Here is a 19633-nt window from a genome sequence, read left to right as displayed (position 1 = left end):
CATTTTCCTTGTCATGCAACAGATTTGTGTGATAACACTAGAGATGTAGACATTTACTGAACAGAATAAACGAGAAAACTCGAATTATATGAACTTTAACGCTCGCATTTACGCACTGATTAACCTGATTATCGTAGTCATTATTGAGACTGCGCGGGGGCGAGTGGGAAAAAAGTAACCACGAATTAGAAAAAACCCCCGCACTGACAAGTCCGGGGGTTTTTTCTAATTTGAATAATCGATTTTTATATTTTGAACATTTTCGGCTTTGCCGATTTACAGGAAGAATGGGAGCACAAGATGTGCAGAGACAAAGGAAAAAGTTACCAAAATAAAGGTAATACGGGAGAATTCCGATGAAAGGCGCAGAACTAGTTGTATCCGCACTAAAGCAGCAAGGAATTGAGACCGTATTTGGCTACCCAGGCGGTGCCATCATGCCAATCTACGATGCACTTTATGACGGCGGAGTTGAGCACATCTTATGTCGCCATGAGCAAGGCGCGGCCATGGCTGCGATCGGTATGGCTCGTGCAACACAAGATGTGGCAGTATGTATGGCAACCTCAGGTCCAGGTGCTACTAACTTAGTAACAGGCCTAGCCGATGCCTTTATGGACTCTATTCCACTGGTCGCTATCACAGGTCAGGTAGCAAGTTCCCACATCGGTACCGATGCATTCCAAGAGATGGATGTGATTGGTATGTCTCTATCATGTACTAAACACAGCTACCTAGTTACCGACATTGAAGAGCTAGCTCCAACACTAGCCGAAGCATTTGTGGTAGCGAAATCTGGCCGACCTGGCCCAGTTATCGTTGATATCGCCAAAGATGTTCAACTGGCTGAAGCTCCGGTAAACACTCTTCCTGAATTTACTCCTCCTGAAATTCCGGTAGCAACGACTGATGCTATTGAGCAGGCGCAGCACTTCTTATCTCAAGCTACCCGCCCTGTTTTATACGTAGGTGGTGGCGTTCAATTAGCAAAAGCGACCGATGCCGTTCGCGAGTTTTTGCGCCTTAACCCAATGCCAGCAGTAAGCACATTGAAAGGCTTAGGCACTATTGAGCGTGACGACCCGCACTACCTTGGTATGCTTGGTATGCACGGCACGAAAGCCGCTAACCTAGTGGTTCAAGAGAGTGACTTACTGATCGTAGTTGGTGCTCGTTTTGATGACCGAGTAACCGGCAAGCTTGATACCTTTGCACCACACGCGAAAGTTATCCATATCGATATCGATGCGGCTGAGTTCAGTAAACTGCGTCTTGCCGATGCGCCAATTCGTGGCGACATCAACAAGATCATGCCTCAACTTGAATTGAGCCAAGACATCTCCTCTTGGGTTCATCACTCAGAAGGCCTACGTAGCTCATTCAAGTGGCGCTATGACCACCCAGGCGATCTGATCTTTGCTCCACTGCTGTTAAAGCAACTGTCAGACATGATGCCTGCAAGCTCTATCGTTTCAACCGATGTGGGCCAACACCAAATGTGGGCTGCACAGCATATTCAACCTCGCGATCCACAAAACTTCATCACCTCTGCTGGTCTAGGCACTATGGGCTTTGGTTTACCAGCCGCGATGGGTGCTTCGGTTGGCCGTCCTGATGACCAATCTATTCTTATCTCTGGTGATGGCTCGTTCATGATGAACGTGCAAGAGCTGGGTACGCTAAAACGCCGCCAAATCCCAGTGAAGATGGTACTGCTAAACAACTCTCGCTTGGGCATGGTTCGCCAATGGCAATCGCTGTTCTTTGATGGTCGCCACAGTGAAACCATCTTAGATGACAACCCTGACTTCGTGATGTTAGCGAAAGCCTTCGATATCCCGGGCAAGACCATCACTCGTAAAGAAGAAGTAGAGCCCGCTCTAAAAGAGATGCTAGAGAGCAAGACGGCTTACCTACTTCATGTTCTTATCGATGAAGAAGAGAACGTATGGCCACTAGTACCGCCAGGTGCTTCAAACAGTGATATGTTGGAGAACACATAACATGAAAAGATACCTATTAGACATCAAAGCCGATGATAAGCCAGTACTACTAGAGCGTGTTCTTCGTGTTATTCGTCACCGTGGCTTTATCGTTAAACAAGTAGCCGGCACTCAGAACCATGAAAGCAAGATCGCTAGCGTTGAAATCATTGTCGACAGTGAGCGTCCGATTTCCTTCTTGGTAAATCAAATCGAAAAACTGTGGGATGTACGTACCGTTGACGTTATCTCTATCAGTCGTAATGAATTGCCAAACAATAACTTACAACAAAAGATAAGTGCATAAGGAACAGCAAACATGACAGCAAAAACGGCAGACTATATTTGGTTTAACGGTGAAATGGTTCCTTGGGCAGAGGCGAACGTTCACGTCTTAACCCACGCTATGCACTACGGTACTTCAGTGTTTGAAGGTGTTCGTTGCTACAACACACCAAAAGGGCCGGTCATCTTCCGTCACCCAGAACACGCAAAGCGCCTAAAAGATTCAGCAAAAATCTACCGCTTCCCGATTCCTTACACTGAGGAAGAGATTATGGAAGCGACTCGCGAAACACTACGTCAAAACAAACTAGAGTCAGCCTACATCCGCCCTCTAGGCTTTGTTGGTAACGTAGGTTTGGGCGTATGTCCTCCAGAAAATACTGAGATGGACCTTATCATCGCCGCTTTCCCTTGGGGCTCTTACCTAGGTGAAGAAGCGCTAGAAAATGGCGTAGATGCGATGATCTCAAGCTGGAACCGTGCAGCTCCAAACACCATCCCAACGGCAGCGAAAGCGGGTGGTAACTACCTATCTTCTCTACTGGTTGGTGGTGAAGCACGTCGTCATGGTTACGATGAAGGTATCGCTCTCAGTGTTGATGGTTACCTTTCAGAAGGTGCGGGTGAAAACATCTTTGTCGTTCGCAATGGCGTGCTATCCACACCACCAGCGACCAGCGCGATTCTGCCGGGCATCACGCGTGATTCGATCATGACGCTAGCAAAAGACATGGGTTATGAGATCCGTGAAGAGAACATTGCTCGTGAAGCGCTATACCTTGCCGACGAAGTCTTCATGACAGGCACAGCAGCGGAAATTGTTCCAGTTCGCAGTGTAGACAAAATTACAGTAGGTGAAGGCAAACGCGGTCCTATCACTGAAAAAGTTCAAGCGGCTTACTTTGGTCTTTTCAATGGTACCACTGAAGATAAGTGGGGCTGGCTAGACTATGTTTATCCAGAAAACCAAACTTCAGAAAATCAGTAAGCAACAGCCAAATATTTTATAAGGATTTAAGCAATGCCAATCTATCGTTCAGCAACGACTACCCACGGACGCAACATGGCTGGTGCGCGCGCTTTATGGCGTGCAACTGGCGTTAAAGATGATGACTTCGGTAAGCCAATCATCGCAGTTGTAAACTCTTTCACTCAATTCGTACCAGGCCACGTTCACCTTAAAGATATGGGCCAATTGGTTGCAGGTGAAATCGAGAAAGCGGGCGGTATCGCTAAAGAATTCAACACCATCGCAGTTGATGATGGTATCGCAATGGGTCACGGCGGCATGCTGTACTCACTGCCATCACGTGAGCTTATCGCAGACTCTGTAGAGTACATGGTCAATGCACACTGTGCGGATGCGATGGTGTGTATCTCGAACTGTGACAAAATCACTCCGGGAATGATGATGGCAGCAATGCGCCTAAACATCCCAGTGATCTTTGTATCGGGCGGCCCAATGGAAGCCGGTAAAACCAAGCTTTCCGATCAAATCATCAAGCTAGACCTTGTTGATGCAATGATCCAAGGTGCCGATCCAACAATTTCAGATGAGCAAAGTGAGCAAGTAGAACGCTCTGCGTGTCCAACATGTGGTTCATGTTCAGGTATGTTCACAGCTAACTCAATGAACTGTCTAACTGAAGCACTTGGTCTATCTCAGCCAGGCAACGGCTCTATGCTAGCAACGCACGCTGACCGTGAAGAGCTGTTCATCAATGCCGGTAAGCGTATCGTTGACCTGACTAAGCGTTACTACGAGCAAGACGACGAATCAGCACTGCCTCGCAATATCGCGAACCGCGCAGCCTTTGAAAATGCAATGGCTCTAGATATTGCAATGGGTGGTTCGAGTAACACTGTTCTTCACCTATTGGCAGCAGCTCAAGAGGGTGAAGTCGACTTTGATATGGGTGATATCGACGAGATGTCTCGCCGTGTTCCACACCTATGTAAAGTAGCTCCTTCAACACCTAAGTACCACATGGAAGACGTTCACCGCGCAGGTGGTGTAATGGCTATCCTTGGTGAGCTAGACCGTGCAGGCCTACTGAACAGCCAAACTCGCACTGTGCTTGGTCTAAGCATGCAAGAGCAGCTTGCTCAATACGACATCATGCAGACAGAAGACGAAGCGGTACTTAAATTCTTCCGTGCTGGCCCTGCGGGCATTCGTACGACTAAAGCCTTCTCGCAAGATTGTCGTTGGGATCGCCTTGATGACGACCGTAAAGAAGGTTGTATCCGTACCAAAGAGAACGCATTCAGCCAAGAAGGTGGCCTAGCAGTACTTTCAGGTAATATCGCGGTTGATGGTTGTATCGTTAAGACGGCAGGTGTTGATGAAGAGAACCTGAAATTCCAAGGCCCTGCTATCGTATTTGAAAGCCAAGACACAGCCGTAGAAGGCATCTTAGGTGGTGAAGTAAAAGCGGGTGAAGTGGTTGTTATCCGTTACGAAGGTCCTAAAGGTGGTCCGGGCATGCAAGAAATGCTTTACCCAACTACTTATCTAAAATCGATGGGCCTAGGCAAGTCTTGTGCACTGCTAACCGATGGTCGTTTCTCGGGTGGTACATCGGGTCTATCTATCGGTCACGCTTCTCCAGAAGCTGCAAGTGGCGGTGTGATTGGTCTAGTCAATACTGGCGACATCATCACTATCGACATCCCTAGTCGCTCGATCACACTTGACGTGCCTGAAGCTGAACTAGAAGCGCGTCGTGTTAAGCAAGACGCACTAGGCTGGAAACCAGAAAACCGTCAGCGTGAAGTGTCGTTCGCACTGAAAGCTTACGCAAGCATGGCAACCAGTGCCGACAAAGGCGCGGTGCGTGATAAGTCGAAGCTTGAGGGCTAATCTATGAGTGATGACACGGTCAGTCCCCAAAAACAAACTGGCGCAGATTATCTGCGTCAGATCCTGAGAGCGCCAGTTTACGAAGCCGCAATCGTGACACCTCTGCAAGAGATGCCTCGCTTAAGTGCTCGTATTGGTAATCAGGTTCAGCTAAAGCGAGAAGACCGTCAGCCGGTCCACTCGTTCAAGCTACGTGGTGCCTACAACATGGTATCAAGCCTTTCAGAGCAACAGAAAGCCGCTGGCGTGATTGCAGCATCGGCAGGTAACCATGCTCAAGGTATGGCACTGTCCGGTTCTAAGCTTGGTATTCAAACCACGATTGTGATGCCAAAAACCACACCAGACATCAAGGTTGATGCGGTACGTGGCTTTGGCGGTAACGTGGTTCTGCACGGCAGTAACTTTGATGAAGCTAAAGCTGAAGCTGAACGCCTTTCCGCTGAACATGGCTACACCTTTGTGCCTCCATTCGATCACCCATTGGTGATCGCAGGACAGGGCACCATGGGTATGGAAATGCTTCAACAAAATGGTCACATGGATTACATCTTTGTGCCTGTCGGTGGTGGTGGTTTGGCTGCGGGTGTTGCCGTGCTGGTTAAGCAATTGATGCCAGAAATAAAAGTCATCGCGGTTGAACCTGAAGATTCATCTTGCTTGAAAGCAGCACTGGATGCCGGTGAGCCAGTAGTACTGGATCAAGTCAGCATGTTTGCCGATGGCGTTGCAGTTAAGCGCATTGGTGAAGAGACATTCCGTCTATGTCAGCAGTACATCGATGGTCACATAGCCGTATCTAGCGATGAGATCTGCTCTGCGGTCAAAGACATCTTTGAAGACACTCGTGCGATTGCCGAGCCTTCTGGTGCGCTTGCTCTGGCTGGTTTAAAGAAGTTTGCAGAGCAGAACCAACTGCAAGGCAAACAACTGGCAACGGTACTGTCTGGTGCTAATACCAACTTCCATGGTCTGCGCTATGTGTCTGAACGTTGTGAGCTGGGTGAGAAGCGCGAAGGTCTACTTGCGGTTACGATTCCTGAGCGACAAGGTGCCTTCCTAGAGTTCTGTAATATCATTGGCGGCCGTGCTGTGACTGAGTTTAACTACCGTCATAACGATGACAGCCTAGCGAACATCTTCGTCGGTGTACGTCTCAATGGTGGACAAGAAGAACTCGATCACATCATCAACGACCTGCGTGAAGGTGGCTATCCAGTCGTCGATCTGTCTGATGATGAGATGGCAAAACTGCACATTCGTTACATGATTGGTGGCAAACCATCAAAACCATTGAAAGAGCGCTTGTACAGCTTTGAGTTTCCAGAATATCCAGGTGCATTGATTAAGTTCCTTGATACCTTAGGTACCCATTGGAATATCAGCCTGTTCAACTACCGTAACCACGGCGCTGATTACGGCCGTGTATTGTGTGGATTCGAACTGGATGATGATGATTTGGCTCAGTTCTCTACTCACCTCAGAGAGCTTGGTTACCAGTGTAAAGATGAAACCGATAACCCTTCTTACAAGTTCTTCTTGTCATAAGAGAGAGTTACCGAAACAAAAGAGCGAGTTTTCACTCGCTCTTTTTGATCTTACCAACAAAGATCTTTCAACTAGATCGCTTTGCGATGATCCAACCAATCACGGTGAAGTTGTTCACTGGATCCTAAATAATTGACCATCCACTCGATCAACTTATGGTTATCGTCTTTTCGCCACACCAAGCAACACTGACTCAACGGGCTCGGTTCTGGCAAAATTTTCTCCACCAGCAAACCTTGTTCGATAATCGGCGCGGCAATATGCCTCGGCATGTACCCCACTCCAACGCCGTTCTTGAGGCATTCAATAGCGCTATACCAGTTAGGTAACAGCAAACGCCTTTGATTGGCGTAGTGTCCAGTATGACGCTTAGGCAGCACGCTTGAGGTATCATCCAAGCAGATGGCTGGATATTGGCTCACGAACTCTTCATTAAGGTTCTGTTCGCGCACACACGGGTGGCTTGGCGACATCACAAACGCCCAATCTAATTGCCCCATGTCTTTGACTTCAAAATCGCCACCAACTGGCACAGCTGACGTGGCGCCAATCACGATATCCGCCCTGCCCTGTGCAATCGCTTCCCATGAACCGTTGAATACCTCCATGTTGATCTGAAGTTCGGCAAACTCAAAGGTTTGATAGAACTCTTCAATCATCGGCTTCATCTTGTCGAGCTTCACCACATTATCGAGCGTCAGACGCAAGGTTTTCTTCCAACCTCGAGCTGCTCGACGAGTCTGGGCACTGACCTCTTCCATTTGCCTCAGTAGTGCACGCGCCTCTTCAATGAACAATTCACCTGCCGGAGTGAGCTCGACCTTTCTAGGTAAACGCCTGAAAAGTAGTACATCTAGTTCTTGTTCGACCTGTCTAACACCATAGCTGATCGCCGAGGGCACTTTGTGCAACTGCTCCGCCGCCGCGGTAAAGCTACCTAAACGCGCTACCGTGTCGAGCATTTCTAAAGAGGATTTAGAGAACATAAGCCTTCAAATTTTTTGATTGATAACCACATATTTTAGCGTTTTATTTTATCAGATCCGAAAAATAGAATGTCAGCATAAATAAACAGGGACTTTCACCTCTGTATATCAAACAATTTTTTTGATGATAAAAACATCACTACTTTTAGCGTAATGGCATCTTATGAATATTTCTAAATTTCAATTGGTCTACCTTGCAGTACTTTCAATGCTAGGTTTTATCGCGACTGATATGTACCTTCCTGCATTTAAGGCGATGGAGATCGATTTCGCAACCGGTCCTGAACAGATCGCCCTATCTCTTACTGTATTCCTTGGTGGTATGGCAATGGGTCAACTGCTTTGGGGATTAGCGAGTGATAAATACGGTCACCGTAATACGCTGGCGGTTGGTCTTTTGATTTTCACTGCCGCTTCTTTCGGTTTGGCATTCAGTACTGAAGTTTGGCATCTACTGACGTTGCGCTTCATTCAAGCGATTGGTGTATGTGCACCAGCGGTAATCTGGCAAGCGATGGTTATCAAGCGCTACTCAGAGAGCAGCAGCCAACAAATTTTTGCAACCATCATGCCTTTGGTGGCACTGTCTCCAGCGCTGGCACCTCAACTTGGTGTGCTACTGGCAGATAACTTTGGCTGGCACAGCATCTTCGTAACATTAACCCTAATGGGCGCGCTGCTAGTGGCAACCACTATGGCTCAGCCAAAAGAAGCACCAGAAGTAAAACAAACATCAGTGAAAACTGATATCAAAATGCTGCTTAAATCGAAGCCTTACGTGGGTAACGTATTGATGTTTGCATCGGCTTCTGCAGCGTTCTTTGCTTACCTAACGGGTATGCCTGAGATCATGGCGCAATTAGGCTACGAAGCAAAAGACATTGGCCTGAGCTTCATCCCACAGACGATCGCATTCATGGCGGGTGGTTACTTCGGTAAGCAAGCCGTGAAGAAATATAGCGATGGTGTGGTGCTAAGAAATCTGATCGGTTTGTTCAGCGTTGCTGCAATGCTTATCTTTATCGCATCACAGTGGGAACTGACATCAATCTGGCCTCTACTTGCACCCTTCTGTCTGATTGCAGTAGCAAATGGCGCACTTTACCCAATCGTAGTAAACCGTGCTCTATCAAGTGCAAAACAAAGCCCAGCAACAGCGGCTGGTCTACAGAATAGCTTACAAATCAGCATCAGCGGCCTTTCAAGCGCATTGGTAGCAGCAATGGCGAGCCAAGCATTAAGTGCGACAGGCATCGCGGTCGTGATTTGTTTGGGCGCATTGTGGATTGGTTACATCGTTTCAAACAAAGAGCTTTCAGAACACTTCGCAGCGCCGGATAACTCTCGCGTTGTAGCAGAAGAGAAACAAGACTAGTTTCTAGTTTAATAAAAACTAAAAAGAGCGAGGTAACTCGCTCTTTTTATATCTGAATTTTGTACTCACTAGAGTTAATGCGTAGCCGCTTCTCCATCAACAACTTCTAACGCAGGTGCCTTATGGCGGCTGTATTCATCATAATTAACCACTCGACTGCGTCCCATATCCTTTGCCATGTACAGCGCGTTGTCCGCCATCTTCACCAGAGATTCGGTATCGGAGGCAGGCTTCGGATACGTAGCAACACCGATCGATACACCTAACTGACCTAAAGAAAGCCCTTTGTGTTCTAGGTGCATAGAACGAACCGCATCACACAAGGTTTGCCCGAACTCGGTCGCTTGCTGCATAGTGTAATGTGGAAGCAGCACCGCCAACTCTTCACCACCTAAGCGACAAGCAATCTCATCTTCACTGACACTCTGTTTAAGTAGCGCACTGATCTCTTTCAACACGAAATCACCTGCATCATGGCCAAAGTTATCATTGAAGCGTTTGAAGTGATCCAAATCGAGCATCAGCAAAGACAGTGGCTGCTCGCTGGTGGCTGAATTCATTGAGTGCTCTTCCAACTTCTGCTCGAAGAAGCGACGGTTGAATAGTCCTGTCAGTGGATCGCTCAATGCTTGTGAGCGAAGCTTCTCTTGCAGGCTCAAGTTAGCCAGCGCCAAGCCTAGGTGTTCTGACACACTGAAAGCCAATTGCTCGGTGATAGGGTCAATCTCGATATGACCTTGACCGAAATAGAGGTGCATGATGCCTATGGTATTGCCATGCGCGGTCAATGGGATACAAAGGGTTTGATTGTTTTCCATCTCGTGCATGTGCCCACAAGTTAACGAATGGAAGTCATCATTTGATTGATGTGCTCGCCCCTTACGCAGTGACCAACACTCTTCAGGTGCAAAGCTCGCACTTCCGGGCCAAGTGTCTCCCCAGTCTAGCTGGGTAATTAATTGATTTCGTGATGCTCGCATCAGTGAAACACTGCCGTTCACCTTACCAAGAATTCGCGGCAAGATATCTGAAACGATCTGCTGAGCTTCCACCATGTTATTACACGCTGCAAGCATATTGGCCAAACGGTGCATCAACTCAATCTCATGGGTTCTTTGGCGAATACGCTCATCTTGCTTCTTCTGCTCTTCTTCAACCTTGTGCACTATCTGACGGTTACTCACATACGAAGTGCCAATCAAAAAGCTCAAGCTCAATACAACCATCCCGATCAGAATACCCATTAGCTGGAAGTTCATCTGCTTAAGTTGATGCATAGGTGAAGAGATTACGATAACGAAACTGCTACCGTTCATCGACTCTTTATGCGAGTAATAGATACGATCAACGGAGGTAACGGTACTAAAGCGCACGTCACTACCAAGGCCGTTTTCTAAAGCTTGTTGAAACTCAGGGCGATTGCTGTGGTTCTCAACACTCGCCAATGCATGATCAGAAAGGTCTGTATCACCAATCACCACACCATCAGGCGTAATAACCTGGATTCTCAATCGCGTACTGGCTTGAGTAAGATTGCCAATGTAGTCATCCACATCCACTCCAGCAGTAAATAGGCTACTATCTTCACGGATCTCATAAACAACGTCAGACATCAATGAGACGAGATGGTTACGTTCGTTCTCAACCACTAACTTTTCTAAAGTGATGTAAAAACCATACAGGCCCACCAGCATTGAAAAAGACAGAATAATGATCGGCAAAGTTTGCCACTTTTTATCGACGAGTCTCATTTTGCGCACACTTCAAATTTACAGAACAACGACCCGATTATTAACAATCGTCCTACAAAATACAATTAGGAAATAGATTATTTTTTTGTCAGTAAATGATGACAAAAAAGCCAGCAACGTAAGTTGCTGGCTTTCAAAAGAATCAAACTTTAGGTGTTAGAAGATTACTTCTTCTTTGGGCGCTGCCAGTCCGCAATTTTGCGCTCTTTAGCACGGCTGATAACCAGTTCGTTCTCAGAAACGTCACGTGTTACCGTAGAACCAGCACCCACTGTCGCACCATTACCGATAGTAACAGGCGCGATTAATTGGCTATCAGAGCCAACGAATACGTCATCGCCAATGATGGTCTTAAACTTATTTGCACCATCGTAGTTACAAGTAATAGCACCTGCACCAACGTTAACACGCTGACCAATCTCTGCGTCACCTAAGTAAGTAAGGTGGTTCGCTTTAGAGCCTTCACCAAGACGAGTGTTCTTCACTTCAACAAAGTTACCAACATGCGAATCATTGCGCATGTCAGCGCCTGGACGTAGGCGAGTAAATGGACCAACTGTGCAGTCTTCACCTACAGTCGCACCTTCAATTACGCTGTATGGGCGAATAACGGTATTGTCATCAATTTCGCAGTCTTTTAAAACACAACCAGTGCCAATAACCACGTTATCACCAATGCTTACGCTGCCTTCAATAATAACGTTGGTGTCGATCTCAACGTCCATACCACATTGCAGTTCACCACGTAGATCAAAGCGGCTAGGGTCGCGTAGCATAACGCCCTGCTTCAATAATTTGTCAGCCTGCTCTGCTTGGTAAGCACGCTCTAAACGAGCAAGTTGAGAGCGATCGTTCACGCCTTCAACTTCAATTGGGCTTACAGGGTGTACCGCTTCTACCGCACGGCCTTCATCGTGAGCTGCAGCAATAACGTCAGTTAGGTAGTATTCACCTTGCGCGTTGTCATTGCTTAGACCTGACAACCAGCGCTTAAGATCACCGCCTGTCGCAACCATAACTCCGGTGTTGATCTCTTTGATAAGCTTCTGCTCATCCGTTGCATCTTTTTGTTCAACGATCGCTACTACTGGACCATTGCGACGAATGATACGGCCGTAACCCATTGGGTTATCCAGCACAACAGTAAGTAGTGCGATGCCACCATTTGGTTGAGCGTCTAATAGGTTTTCAATGGTTTCAGGCGAGATAAGCGGAACATCACCGTAAAGTACTAGGACTTTCTCATCATCAGCAAAGTGCGCTGATGCCTGATCAACCGCGTGACCTGTACCTAACTGCTCTGCTTGCAGTGCCCAATTTACCGATTCCTCAGCCAAAGTAGCCTTCATCTGATCACCACCATGACCATAAACCAAGTGGATATTTTGGGCGCCGAGACCATTACAGGTATCGATCACATGCTTCACCATTGGTTTGCCTGCAAGAGTGTGCAGAACCTTTGGTGTATTTGAATACATGCGAGTACCTTTGCCCGCTGCGAGAATTACCGCGCTAAACTTCATTGTAAACCTATCCGACGTAATTTTTATTAAGCTGATATTGTAACCGTTTTGAGGCAAAAACTTAAATCGTAATAACCATTTAATCGGTAGCGATACGTAAACGAACAATTATGAGAATGCAAAAAAACAAAAAGGCGACCCTTAGGTCGCCTTTAGATCAGAACCAATAATCTTATAAAAGATTAGCGGCGCTGTTTTGTCAGTTCGATAACTCGTAACTGAGCAATGGCTTTAGCCAGTTCACCGGCCGCTTGTGCGAAGTCTATGTCGCCATGCTGATTTTGGATATTCTCCACAGCCTTGCGCTTAGCTTCTTCCGCCTTTGCTGCGTCTAGTTCTTCACCACGGATAGCTGTATCAGCCAGTACAGTCGCTGTACCAGGCTGAACTTCTACCATACCACCAGAAACATAAATGATTTCTTCGTGGCCGTGCTGCTTAACAATACGCACCATACCAGGCTTGATAGCGGTCAGCAGTGGAGTATGACCATGGAAAATACCAAGCTCACCCTCACTACCGGTCACCTGAAACGTCTCAACAAGACCAGAGAAAAGCTTTTTCTCTGCACTTACTACGTCTAGGTGAAAGGTTATTGCTGCCATATCGCCTCCTAGTTAGCCTTATAGCTTCTTAGCATTCTCAATAGCTTCGTCGATAGTACCGCAGTACATGAACGCTTGCTCTGGAATGTCATCGTATTCACCAGATAATAGACCTTGGAAGCCACGTAGAGTCTCTTTTAGAGGTACGTAAACACCTGGGTCACCAGTAAATACTTCCGCTACGTGGTAAGGCTGAGTAAGGAACTTCTCAATCTTACGAGCACGAGATACTACTTGCTTATCTTCTTCAGATAGCTCGTCCATACCTAGGATAGCAATGATATCTTTCAGCTCTTTATAGCGCTGAAGTGTAGACTGAACGCCACGAGCGATGTCGTAGTGCTCTTGTCCAACTACCAATGGATCCAGTTGGCGAGATGTAGAATCTAGCGGGTCGATCGCTGGGTATAGACCCATAGCTGCGATGTTACGGTTAAGTACAACCGTTGCATCCAAGTGCGCGAACGTTGTTGCTGGAGACGGGTCAGTCAAGTCATCCGCAGGTACGTATACCGCCTGTACAGACGTGATAGAACCTTGCTTAGTTGACGTGATACGCTCTTGTAGAACACCCATTTCTTCTGCAAGAGTAGGTTGGTAACCTACCGCAGAAGGCATACGGCCTAGAAGTGCTGATACCTCAGTACCTGCAAGCGTGTAACGGTAGATGTTATCTACGAATAGTAGAACGTCACGACCTTCGTCACGGAAACGCTCAGCCATTGTTAGACCAGTCAGTGCAACACGTAGACGGTTACCTGGTGGCTCGTTCATCTGACCGTAAACCATCGCTACTTTAGATTCTTCAGGGTTTTCAACGTTTACAACGCCTGCTTCCTGCATTTCAAAGTAGAAATCGTTACCTTCACGAGTACGCTCACCTACACCTGCAAATACAGATAGGCCAGAGTGTTGAAGTGCGATGTTGTTGATAAGTTCCATCATGTTAACGGTCTTACCTACACCTGCACCACCGAATAGACCGATTTTACCACCCTTAGCGAATGGACAAACCAAGTCGATTACCTTAACACCCGTCTCTAGAAGAGCTGTCTCGTTAGACTGTTCTTCGTAGCTTGGAGCTTCACGGTGAATTGCGTAGTGCTCTTCTGCACCGATTTCACCACACTCATCAATCGCGTCACCTAGAACGTTCATGATACGACCTAAGGTCTTAGTACCTACTGGTACTGAGATTGGAGCGCCAGTATTTTCAACTGTCAAACCACGACGTAAACCATCAGAGCTACCCATTACGATTGCGCGAACTACGCCACCGCCAAGTTGTTGCTGAACTTCAAGAACTAGACGCTCTTTCACTTCATTAACATTCAGAGCATCGTATACACGAGGTACTTCGCCCTGTGGGAACTCTACGTCGACTACCGCACCGATGATCTGTACGATCTTACCTGTAGCCATCGTTAATCCTCTAACTATTTAGTTTTACCTAAGCTTAAAACGAATAAGCGATTAAACCGCTGCTGCGCCTGAAACGATTTCAGAAAGTTCTTGTGTAATAGCCGCTTGACGCGCCTTGTTGTACACAAGCTCTAAATCATCGATTAGGTCGCTAGCGTTGTCGGTTGCAGCTTTCATTGCAATCATTCGAGCCGCTTGCTCACAAGCAAGGTTCTCGACCACACCTTGGTACACTTGAGATTCGACGTAACGAACCAATAGTGCATCTAGTAGTGGTTTTGGCTCAGGCTCATAAATGTAGTCCCAAGCATGATCGCGCTGCATATCTTCGCTATCTGATTTAGGCAAAGGAAGTAATTGATCGATCGTTGGTTCTTGTACCATAGTGTTTTCAAACTTGTTGAACACTACGAACAGGCGATCCAATTCACCTTCATCATATTTCTTTAGCATTACGCTTACAGAGCCGATTAAGTCTTCAAGGCTAGGGCTATCGCCTAGGCCAGAAACTTGAGCTGCTACTTTCGCGCCGCTGTTGTTGAAAAATGCTGTTGCTTTTGAACCGATAATTGCCAGTTCAACGTCAGCACCTTTCTCAGACCAATCTTTCATGTCGTTCATGGCTTTCTTGAACAAGTTAATGTTCAAACCACCACAAAGACCACGGTCTGTAGAAACGATGATGTAACCAACACGTTTGGCTTCACGTTCCTCAAGATAAGGATGCTTATACTCAAGGCTACCGTTAGCCAAATGACCGATCACTTTACGCATTGTTTCTGCATATGGACGAGTAGCTTCCATTGCGTCTTGAGAACGACGCATTTTTGAAGCTGCTACCATTTCCATTGCTTTCGTAATCTTCTGTGTGCTTTTAACACTACCGATTTTATTACGTATCTCTTTTGCGCCGGCCATCGTTACTCTCCGTTAATGGTATGAGGTGACCCGAAGGCCACCCACCAATTACCAGGTCTGGGTTGCTTTGAAATCGTCAACAAGCTTCTTCAGCTCAGCTTCGATATCATTGTTGTAAGCACCCGTTGTGTCGATCTGTGTAGCTAGATCGCCATATTGACCGCGAGCAAACGATAGTAAAGCAGCTTCAAAGTCTAGAAGCTTAGCAAGCTCTACGTCTTGAAGGTAACCACGCTCTGCAGCGAAGATTACAAGTGCTTGGTCAAATACAGACATAGGAGCGTATTGCTTCTGCTTCATTAGCTCTGTAACTTTTTGACCATGGTCTAGCTGCTTCTTAGTCGCTTCATCAAGGTCAGACGAGAACTGTGCGAATGCCGCAAGTTCACGGTACTGTGCTAGAGCTGTACGGATACCGCCAGATAGCTTCTTGATGATTTTAGTCTGCGCTGAACCACCTACACGAGATACTGAGATACCTGGGTCAACAGCTGGACGTACGCCCGCGTTGAATAGCTCAGTTTGTAGGAAGATCTGACCATCGGTAATCGAGATTACGTTCGTCGGTACGAATGCAGATACGTCACCAGCTTGCGTTTCGATGATAGGAAGAGCAGTTAAAGAACCAGTCTTGCCTTTCACTTCACCGTTAGTGAATGTTTCTACGTAGTGTTCGCTTACACGAGCAGCACGCTCTAGTAGACGAGAGTGAAGGTAGAAAACATCACCTGGGAACGCTTCACGACCTGGTGGACGCTTAAGTAGTAGCGAGATCTGACGGTAAGCTACTGCTTGCTTAGATAGATCATCATAAACAATCAGTGCATCTTCACCGCGATCACGGAAGTATTCACCCATCGCACAACCTGCGTATGGCGCTAGGTATTGTAGCGCTGCAGATTCAGAAGCTGATGCAACAACAACGATAGTGTTAGCTAGCGCGCCGTGCTCTTCTAGTTTGCGAACTACGTTAGCGATAGTCGATGCTTTCTGACCGATTGCTACGTAGATAGAGAAAATACCTGAATCTTTTTGGTTAATAATCGCATCGATCGCCATCGCTGTTTTACCAGTTTGACGGTCACCGATTACTAGTTCACGTTGACCACGACCGATTGGGATCATTGAGTCAACAGACTTGTAACCAGTTTGTACAGGTTGATCTACCGATTTACGGTCGATTACACCTGGTGCAATTACTTCTACAGGCGAAGTCAGTTTCGCTTCGATAGGACCTTTGCCATCAATTGGCTCACCTAGTGTGTTTACAACACGACCAAGTAGTTCTGGACCTACTGGCACTTCAAGAATGCGGCCAGTACCTGTAACTTTCATGCCTTCCTGTAGGTCAGCATATGGGCCCATTACAACAGCACCAACCGAATCACGGTTCAAGTTAAGTGCTAGCGCGTAACGGCCACCCGGTAGTTCAATCATTTCACCTTGCATCACGTCCGCTAGGCCGTGAATGCTAAGGATGCCATCGCTTACCGAAACGATAGTACCTTCATTGCGAGCTTCACTAACAACGTCGAAAGATTCAATACGTTGTTTAATTAGATCGCTAATTTCAGTGGAATTAAGTTGCATGCTCCAATCCCCATTAAGACTGCAATGCATCGCTCAGGCGGTCTAGTCGACCACGCGCTGAGTTATCGATGACTAGGTCTCCGGCTCGAATAATAACTCCGCTAAGCAGAGTCTCATCTATACTGCAATTCAGCTGTACTTTGCGCGCTAGGCGCTGTTCCAATTTGCTGCTGATATCTGCGCGTTGTTCTTCAGAAAGTTCAACCGCTGAAGTTACTTCAACGTCGATCTCTTTCTCGTGCTCTTGTTTGAGCAATAAGAACTCTTTGCAAACATCAGGAAAAGCCATTAAGCGGCCATTCTCTGCCATCACTTTAATCAAGTTCTGGCCGAATTCATCAAATTGTTCGCCACAAACTGCAATGAATACTTCCGCTAATTTTTCAGCAGTTAGAGAACTGCTTAGTAGATTGTGGATATCATTGTTTTGTGCCACTTCGGCAGCAAAAGAGAGCATTTGACTCCATTGGTCAAGCTCACCTTTCTCTACCGCAAAGTCAAAAGCTGCTTTAGCATAGGGGCGTGCGATTGTTGTCAAATCAGACATATACAGCCCCTTGCTTTAAAGTTTTGCAGTAATGTTGTCAAGAAGGTCTTTGTGTACGTCTTTATCGATCGTACGCTCAAGGATCTTCTCAGCACCAGCTATAGCCAGAGTTGCGACTTGTTTGCGCAGGTCATCACGGGCACGTGTGCGCTCAGCTTCAAGTTCTGCTTCCGCTTGCGCTAAGATTTTCTGGCGTTCTGCCTGAGCTTCTTCGCGAGCTTCATCAATAATTTGAGCTTTACGTTTGTTTGCCTGTTCAATAACCTCAGTTGCAGTGCGCTTTGCTTCTTTCATTTGCTCAGAAGCGTTGGCTTGTGCCAGGTTCAAGTCTTTAGCAGCGCGCTCAGCGGCTACTAGACCGTCAGCAATTTTCTTCTGACGCTCTTCAATTGCTTGCATGATTGGTGGCCATACATATTTCATGCAGAACCAAACAAACAGTGAAAAAGCAATTGCTTGACCTAGCAGAGTTGCGTTCATATTCACAACAGCTACCCCTCGTTAAGAATCAACTACAAAAATTTAATTAACTATTGAAGAGTTAATTAGCCTGCTAGTTGACCAACAAATGGGTTAGCAAACGTGAATAGTAGTGCGATTACGATACCGATCATTGGAACAGCATCCAGTAGACCAGCGATGATGAACATCTTAACTTGTAGCATAGGAGCCATTTCAGGTTGACGCGCAGCGCCTTCTAGGAATTTACCACCAAGAATAGCAAAACCAATTGCAGTACCTACGGCACAAAGACCAACAATAATAGCAACAGCGATTGCTGAAAAACTTAGTACAGTTTCCATTTACGTTCTCCGATTAACATTAATAGTTAGAATAAAGCTTAAAAATTTTTTTTAGTGATCACTATCTTCATGAGCCATTGATAAGTAAACAATTGTCAACATCATGAAAACAAATGCTTGAATCAAAATAACCAAGATATGGAAGATAGCCCAAGGTAGTGCACCTACCCATTGTAAGTACCACGGTAGCATTGCCGCGATAAGAATAAACACCACCTCACCCGCAAACATATTACCAAATAAACGCATACCTAGAGATAGTGGCTTCGCCAGAAGCGAAATTACCTCAAGTACCAAGTTAAATGGAATCATGATTGGGTGATTAAATGGATGCAGTGCCAATTCTTTAGCAAATCCGCCCAAGCCTTTTACTTTGATGCTGTAGTAGATCATCAGAGCAAAAACACCTAGAGCCATTGCCATAGTTATATTTACATCAGCTGTAGGAACCACTTTCAAGTAAGGGATGCCTAACCAATGCTCTGCAGGATATGGTAAGAAATCGATTGGCACTAAGTCCATCAAGTTCATTAAAATAATCCAGCAGAATATAGTCAGTGCTAATGGGGCAATCAGCGGGTTGCGGCCATGGAAAGTTTCCTTAACGTTGTCGCCAACGAATTCCACTACCATTTCTACAAAACACTGAAGCTTACCAGGTACACCTACTGTTGCTTTCTTAGCGACTGAGCGAAAAACCCAAAGGAATAACATCCCTGTCAACACCGAAAAAAACAGACTGTCTATATGTACGTTCCAGAAACTTGTCTCCTCTACAAAACCTAACTTAGCTAAAGATAGATTCTGTAAGTGGTGTTCAATGTATCCGGATGCTGTTGCCGCAGCCATAACTCGTCCTATTTCTTATTGTTAATGAAAAGCACTGGCGCAAAGATATTAATACCAAGAACCAGTAAATAGGTCAGTTTGAGGGGGATTAACTCCACCTGCATATACATGTAGACAATAGAGAATAGTAGAACTGTGATTAGGATTTTTAGCGCTTCGCCAGCATAGAACGACGCCGCAACTAACTTAGTCGCACGAGCTCCACAAAATAGGAAAGCACACACACAAAAAACTACATTCGCGATGACAAAAATGCCGCCACCGATTAATGCAGCAAAACCCCAGTCAGGATTAACAGCTAAACCTAACCCTATCGCCACTAATATAACCGCGCTAAGCTCGATCAATAACATTTGCTTTGCAAGCACTCGTCCTGGTCTTGCTAACGCCGCTACCATGTATTCGTTCCTCTTTAAGCCCACTTTACCACTCGCTCAAAAGCGTGCTGAGAAATTGGCGAAAATTATACGTTCAGCCAAATTGATTGCAATAAGAACGCTGCAATCATTTACATTTTTGCATACAAACCGACAACTTTTGTACGAAATTACTTGTTTATTACATAATTGACCTAAGTCAATTATCT

The 19633-nt window shown here is 46.3% G+C and carries 18 protein-coding genes; 6 read left to right on the top strand and 12 right to left on the bottom strand.

The window, feature by feature from the left end; genetic code table 11:
- Window positions 1–356 precede the first annotated feature (356 nt).
- The 5 genes from ilvG to ilvA are packed head-to-tail and all read left to right on the top strand — an operon-like array spanning window position 357 to window position 6678.
- Window positions 357–2003 (top strand): acetolactate synthase 2 catalytic subunit, encoded by a 1647-nt coding sequence (gene ilvG, locus F0232_RS21630; RefSeq protein WP_105057700.1) that lies wholly within the window; start codon window positions 357–359, stop codon window positions 2001–2003.
- A gap of 1 nt (window position 2004) precedes the next feature.
- Entirely contained in the window at window positions 2005–2289 is a 285-nt protein-coding gene (gene ilvM, locus F0232_RS21625) for an acetolactate synthase 2 small subunit (RefSeq protein WP_004739310.1), read from the top strand.
- A 12-nt stretch (window positions 2290–2301) separates the two neighbouring features.
- Entirely contained in the window at window positions 2302–3255 is a 954-nt protein-coding gene (locus F0232_RS21620; protein WP_076654337.1) for a branched-chain amino acid transaminase, read from the top strand.
- A 33-nt stretch (window positions 3256–3288) separates the two neighbouring features.
- The gene (gene ilvD / locus F0232_RS21615) at window positions 3289–5130 is read left to right on the top strand and encodes a dihydroxy-acid dehydratase (protein ID WP_105057701.1); all 1842 of its coding nucleotides are present in this window, start codon (window positions 3289–3291) and stop codon (window positions 5128–5130) included.
- A gap of 3 nt (window positions 5131–5133) precedes the next feature.
- Window positions 5134–6678: a threonine ammonia-lyase, biosynthetic gene (gene ilvA / locus F0232_RS21610; protein WP_102426595.1), complete on the top strand. Its 1545-nt coding sequence runs from the start codon at window positions 5134–5136 to the stop codon at window positions 6676–6678.
- A gap of 71 nt (window positions 6679–6749) precedes the next feature.
- Here ilvA and punR read toward each other — a convergent pair whose 3' ends face one another.
- Window positions 6750–7664 (bottom strand): DNA-binding transcriptional activator PunR, encoded by a 915-nt coding sequence (gene punR / locus F0232_RS21605; protein ID WP_061033956.1) that lies wholly within the window; start codon window positions 7662–7664, stop codon window positions 6750–6752.
- A gap of 163 nt (window positions 7665–7827) precedes the next feature.
- Here punR and punC point away from each other — a divergent pair, with 163 nt between their 5' ends.
- Complete coding sequence (gene punC, locus F0232_RS21600) at window positions 7828–9039, top strand: purine nucleoside transporter PunC (protein WP_105057702.1); 1212 nt, start codon at window positions 7828–7830, stop codon at window positions 9037–9039.
- A gap of 74 nt (window positions 9040–9113) precedes the next feature.
- On the opposite strand, the gene F0232_RS21595 is transcribed toward punC, so the two are convergent.
- The 11 genes from F0232_RS21595 to F0232_RS21545 form a co-directional block, all read right to left on the bottom strand.
- Window positions 9114–10733 carry a sensor domain-containing diguanylate cyclase gene (locus F0232_RS21595; RefSeq protein ID WP_105057869.1) on the bottom strand — a complete coding sequence of 540 codons (1620 nt, stop codon included), beginning with the start codon at window positions 10731–10733 and terminating at the stop codon, window positions 9114–9116.
- Window positions 10734–10954: 221 nt separating this feature from the next.
- Complete coding sequence (gene glmU, locus F0232_RS21590) at window positions 10955–12313, bottom strand: bifunctional UDP-N-acetylglucosamine diphosphorylase/glucosamine-1-phosphate N-acetyltransferase GlmU (protein WP_008221377.1); 1359 nt, start codon at window positions 12311–12313, stop codon at window positions 10955–10957.
- Window positions 12314–12495: 182 nt separating this feature from the next.
- Window positions 12496–12918, bottom strand: a complete 423-nt coding sequence (locus F0232_RS21585; RefSeq protein ID WP_004739296.1) for a F0F1 ATP synthase subunit epsilon — start codon at window positions 12916–12918, stop codon at window positions 12496–12498.
- Window positions 12919–12936: 18 nt separating this feature from the next.
- Window positions 12937–14340 carry a F0F1 ATP synthase subunit beta gene (gene atpD / locus F0232_RS21580; protein ID WP_008221380.1) on the bottom strand — a complete coding sequence of 468 codons (1404 nt, stop codon included), beginning with the start codon at window positions 14338–14340 and terminating at the stop codon, window positions 12937–12939.
- Between the two features lie 51 nt (window positions 14341–14391).
- Window positions 14392–15258 (bottom strand): F0F1 ATP synthase subunit gamma, encoded by an 867-nt coding sequence (gene atpG / locus F0232_RS21575; protein WP_008221382.1) that lies wholly within the window; start codon window positions 15256–15258, stop codon window positions 14392–14394.
- Window positions 15259–15306: 48 nt separating this feature from the next.
- Window positions 15307–16848, bottom strand: a complete 1542-nt coding sequence (atpA, locus tag F0232_RS21570; RefSeq protein ID WP_008221384.1) for a F0F1 ATP synthase subunit alpha — start codon at window positions 16846–16848, stop codon at window positions 15307–15309.
- A gap of 13 nt (window positions 16849–16861) precedes the next feature.
- Entirely contained in the window at window positions 16862–17395 is a 534-nt protein-coding gene (gene atpH / locus F0232_RS21565; RefSeq protein ID WP_004739291.1) for a F0F1 ATP synthase subunit delta, read from the bottom strand.
- 15 nt (window positions 17396–17410) lie between these two features.
- Window positions 17411–17881 (bottom strand): F0F1 ATP synthase subunit B, encoded by a 471-nt coding sequence (gene atpF / locus F0232_RS21560; RefSeq protein WP_032498590.1) that lies wholly within the window; start codon window positions 17879–17881, stop codon window positions 17411–17413.
- 59 nt (window positions 17882–17940) lie between these two features.
- On the bottom strand, window positions 17941–18198 hold the full coding sequence (gene atpE, locus F0232_RS21555) for a F0F1 ATP synthase subunit C (protein WP_004411110.1): 258 nt from the start codon (window positions 18196–18198) through the stop codon (window positions 17941–17943).
- Window positions 18199–18249: 51 nt separating this feature from the next.
- Complete coding sequence (atpB, locus tag F0232_RS21550; RefSeq protein ID WP_004739289.1) at window positions 18250–19047, bottom strand: F0F1 ATP synthase subunit A; 798 nt, start codon at window positions 19045–19047, stop codon at window positions 18250–18252.
- Window positions 19048–19055: 8 nt separating this feature from the next.
- Window positions 19056–19445: a F0F1 ATP synthase subunit I gene (locus tag F0232_RS21545; protein ID WP_008221392.1), complete on the bottom strand. Its 390-nt coding sequence runs from the start codon at window positions 19443–19445 to the stop codon at window positions 19056–19058.
- Window positions 19446–19633: the final 188 nt, after the last annotated feature.

The organism is Vibrio sp. T3Y01, from assembly GCF_013114525.1.
GTDB classification, from domain to species: Bacteria; Pseudomonadota; Gammaproteobacteria; order Enterobacterales; family Vibrionaceae; genus Vibrio; species Vibrio chagasii_B.
The sequence above is the reverse complement of the archived record's forward strand: the minus strand, read 5'-3'. Positions and strand labels throughout refer to the sequence as shown.

What these genes read in the sequence shown, in the direction of transcription:
- ilvG (WP_105057700.1), top strand. Translation starts at nt 357, where the DNA reads ATGAAAGGCGCAGAACTAGTTGTATCCGCACTAAAGCAGCAAGGAATT.
- ilvM (WP_004739310.1), top strand. Translation starts at nt 2,005, where the DNA reads ATGAAAAGATACCTATTAGACATCAAAGCCGATGATAAGCCAGTACTA.
- F0232_RS21620 (WP_076654337.1), top strand. Translation starts at nt 2,302, where the DNA reads ATGACAGCAAAAACGGCAGACTATATTTGGTTTAACGGTGAAATGGTT.
- ilvD (WP_105057701.1), top strand. Translation starts at nt 3,289, where the DNA reads ATGCCAATCTATCGTTCAGCAACGACTACCCACGGACGCAACATGGCT.
- ilvA (WP_102426595.1), top strand. Translation starts at nt 5,134, where the DNA reads ATGAGTGATGACACGGTCAGTCCCCAAAAACAAACTGGCGCAGATTAT.
- punR (WP_061033956.1), bottom strand. Translation starts at nt 7,664, where the DNA reads ATGTTCTCTAAATCCTCTTTAGAAATGCTCGACACGGTAGCGCGTTTA.
- punC (WP_105057702.1), top strand. Translation starts at nt 7,828, where the DNA reads ATGAATATTTCTAAATTTCAATTGGTCTACCTTGCAGTACTTTCAATG.
- F0232_RS21595 (WP_105057869.1), bottom strand. Translation starts at nt 10,733, where the DNA reads ATGCTGGTGGGCCTGTATGGTTTTTACATCACTTTAGAAAAGTTAGTG.
- glmU (WP_008221377.1), bottom strand. Translation starts at nt 12,313, where the DNA reads ATGAAGTTTAGCGCGGTAATTCTCGCAGCGGGCAAAGGTACTCGCATG.
- F0232_RS21585 (WP_004739296.1), bottom strand. Translation starts at nt 12,918, where the DNA reads ATGGCAGCAATAACCTTTCACCTAGACGTAGTAAGTGCAGAGAAAAAG.
- atpD (WP_008221380.1), bottom strand. Translation starts at nt 14,340, where the DNA reads ATGGCTACAGGTAAGATCGTACAGATCATCGGTGCGGTAGTCGACGTA.
- atpG (WP_008221382.1), bottom strand. Translation starts at nt 15,258, where the DNA reads ATGGCCGGCGCAAAAGAGATACGTAATAAAATCGGTAGTGTTAAAAGC.
- atpA (WP_008221384.1), bottom strand. Translation starts at nt 16,848, where the DNA reads ATGCAACTTAATTCCACTGAAATTAGCGATCTAATTAAACAACGTATT.
- atpH (WP_004739291.1), bottom strand. Translation starts at nt 17,395, where the DNA reads ATGTCTGATTTGACAACAATCGCACGCCCCTATGCTAAAGCAGCTTTT.
- atpE (WP_004411110.1), bottom strand. Translation starts at nt 18,198, where the DNA reads ATGGAAACTGTACTAAGTTTTTCAGCAATCGCTGTTGCTATTATTGTT.
- atpB (WP_004739289.1), bottom strand. Translation starts at nt 19,047, where the DNA reads ATGGCTGCGGCAACAGCATCCGGATACATTGAACACCACTTACAGAAT.
- F0232_RS21545 (WP_008221392.1), bottom strand. Translation starts at nt 19,445, where the DNA reads ATGGTAGCGGCGTTAGCAAGACCAGGACGAGTGCTTGCAAAGCAAATG.